Raw genomic sequence first — 2,418 nt, 5'->3', positions numbered from 1 at the left:
GCAGATGTCGCTCGCGGCGGGGCGGCGGCGGGTACGGGGCCCCGTTCGGGCGGGAACAGCGGGCTGCGGGTGCGTGAGGTGCCGTCCGGCAGGCGTAGCAGCCTGGGCAGCAGGTGGGGCATGTCAGTCATGTCAGGTGCACTGCCTCGGTACTACCGGCCGGAGCGGGCGGTGGCCGCCGACGAGTCGGGGGTCAGAGTGATTTGGAACGAGATCCGGCGTTAGCGGCGTTCCGTTGATCAATGGCCCTCCTGGCGGAAGCGCCTGGGCGGCCTTGGCGCAGGCGGACGCGCGGCAGGCGCGGGTGACGGCGCGGGCGCGCTGCCCGAGGTGCGGGGGTGGTGGTGCAGGCGGGGGTGCGGCGCCGCGCGGAACGCGACTCATCCAGGCGGATGGCGGCGGGTATGCGTATCACGCCTGCACGTGTGCTAGGTTAGCTGTAGTTGCAGTTGTGGTACCCATAATGAACTTGTGTGCGCCTGACGGTATGTAGCCTCAGGCGCATTTTTTGTTTGCCGGTCTTCTCCGGGTGTGGGCCTATCTCGGCGACGCGGAATTCGTGCAGTGCGGATTTCGGCTTTGCACCTATCAAGAGGAGATCAACATGGCTTCTGGCACCGTGAAGTGGTTCAACGCGGAAAAGGGCTTCGGCTTCATCGAGCAGGACGGCGGCGGCGCCGACGTCTTCGCGCACTACTCCAACATCGTCTCTCAGGGCGGCTACCGCGAGCTGCGCGAGGGCCAGAAGGTGGCCTTCGATGTCACCCAGGGCCAGAAGGGCCCTCAGGCCGAAAACATCGTTGCCGCCTGACAAAATAGCGCTACGCATCAGGGCTCGCACCTTCACGGGTGCGAGCCCTGATTCGTTTCCGGCTGCTGCATCGCTGCCCGCGTGAGAATCGGTGGCACGGGATGTCCACCACAGTCGCACAGCTCCTACATGCCAGTAATCGACATCCTGTGAAACGTCGTCACGCCTGGTAGAAGGCATGAATTCCGGGAGATGCGAGGCCAGCGACAACAAGCGGGGCCAAGTCGCCAAGCTGTACACCAAGAAGCTGCACACCAAGACCCGGTCAGCTTCACGCTGCCGGGTCTTCTCACACCGCCGGTGCTAGTGTCCGGCCGGACGGTCGCGCGCGTTGTTGATGCGCAGCGCCTCGGCAAGCTGGTCTTCCAAGATAATGATCCGGCAGGCGGCTTCCACAGGCGTGCCCTGATCGACGAGTTCCCGGGCGCGCGCAGCTAGCCGCAGTTGGTAGCGGGAGTAGCGGCGGTGGCCGCCGCTGGAGCGTATCGGCTCGATGAGTTTGGCGGCGCCCAGAGCCCGTAGAAACGACGGGCTGACACCGAGCATCTCCGCGGCCGCACCCATGCTGTAGGCGGGGTAGTCCTCATCGTCGAACCGGTCTTCGGCCCTGGATCCAGCCCTGGATCCGGCCGTGTCCGCAATCCTGCCGTGAGCGAGCGTGTCACCCTCGGCAGCCGAGCGACGTTGATCCATACATTCCTTTCCATCACGCGCACAGGGGGCCCCGGCGCCTGTCGCGCCGGGGCCCCGAAGAGTTCAACACCATCTACCGGCCATCTGGCCGGCTCACTGTTTTCCGCATCCGCCGTACTGAGCGGCGGTGATGCGGGGATCGCGGATGCGTGACCGTAGACCACCTTCCTATCTGTGGAACTGCGGTACCCGAGCGGCGAGACTCAGCCGACAACGGGCGATCCCGATGGCGTTCAACACTCCCTTCATCTCTATCTTCCGGACCACTGTCCAACTTCACCTGCGGCAGCGCGTCCACGATCAGGGCCCCTAACCACTGCGCTGGCCCGTCACGTCCGACCTTCTGCCATCAACTTCCACTTCATCTTGCTCCGGGCAGTTCATCGTGGTGCTAATACTTCCGCTGCCCGGTCGATCCGTTCCTTGCGATGTGAGAAACACTAGCCTCAGCGGTCAGAAATGTCTACTGCGGCGAACACAGATTTTCAGTGTCGGGCGCGGCAATCTTCCGGCGACGCCGTTGACCAGCAGGAACGCCGCTAACGCCGGATCTCGTTCCAAATCACTCTGACCCCCGACTCCTCAACCCACGCCATCACGAGACCCGCTCGCCGAGTTCCTCTGCCAGCTGGACGAGTTTCTCCGCAGCCGCAACCCCGCCGTTCTCGATGTCCTCGTCGAGTTCATGACGGAGCGCGGACACCCACATCCTGGCTTGGCGGCCCGCAACTTGATCGACGAGCTGTCCTTCACTGCCCACCGTTTCCGCCGCCCCGCCACGCTGGAAGGTGGGTGAATCTGGCTGATTTGGGAAAGGGTCGCCAGACGGCCCTGCTGCCGGGCGTGCTGCCCGGCGCCCTGACCGCCGAGCGCCTCACCCTCGAGCCCGCTCCCGCCGCGCGGCGCGGGGTCGG

Annotated in this window: 2 protein-coding genes; one reads left to right on the top strand and one right to left on the bottom strand. The window is 65.1% G+C overall.

From position 1 onward, the window contains the following. The first annotated feature begins 604 nt into the window (after positions 1 to 604). On the top strand, positions 605 to 811 hold the full coding sequence (locus tag AB0J09_RS62390) for a cold-shock protein (protein WP_061253952.1): 207 nt from the start codon (positions 605 to 607) through the stop codon (positions 809 to 811). Between the two features lie 303 nt (positions 812 to 1,114). On the opposite strand, the gene AB0J09_RS62385 is transcribed toward AB0J09_RS62390, so the two are convergent. Then, positions 1,115 to 1,375, bottom strand: coding sequence for a MerR family transcriptional regulator (locus AB0J09_RS62385; RefSeq protein ID WP_360713628.1), 261 nt, complete (start codon positions 1,373 to 1,375; stop codon positions 1,115 to 1,117). Positions 1,376 to 2,418 lie beyond the last annotated feature (1,043 nt).

The organism is Nonomuraea sp. NPDC049784 (genome assembly GCF_040659615.1).
In the GTDB taxonomy this organism is placed as follows: Bacteria; Actinomycetota; Actinomycetes; order Streptosporangiales; family Streptosporangiaceae; genus Nonomuraea.
This window is presented reverse-complemented; position numbering and strand designations above follow the sequence as displayed.

Coding starts and splice junctions, on each gene's coding strand:
- AB0J09_RS62390 (WP_061253952.1), top strand. CDS start 605: ATGGCTTCTGGCACCGTGAAGTGGTTCAACGCGGAAAAGGGCTTCGGC.
- AB0J09_RS62385 (WP_360713628.1), bottom strand. CDS start 1,375: ATGGGTGCGGCCGCGGAGATGCTCGGTGTCAGCCCGTCGTTTCTACGG.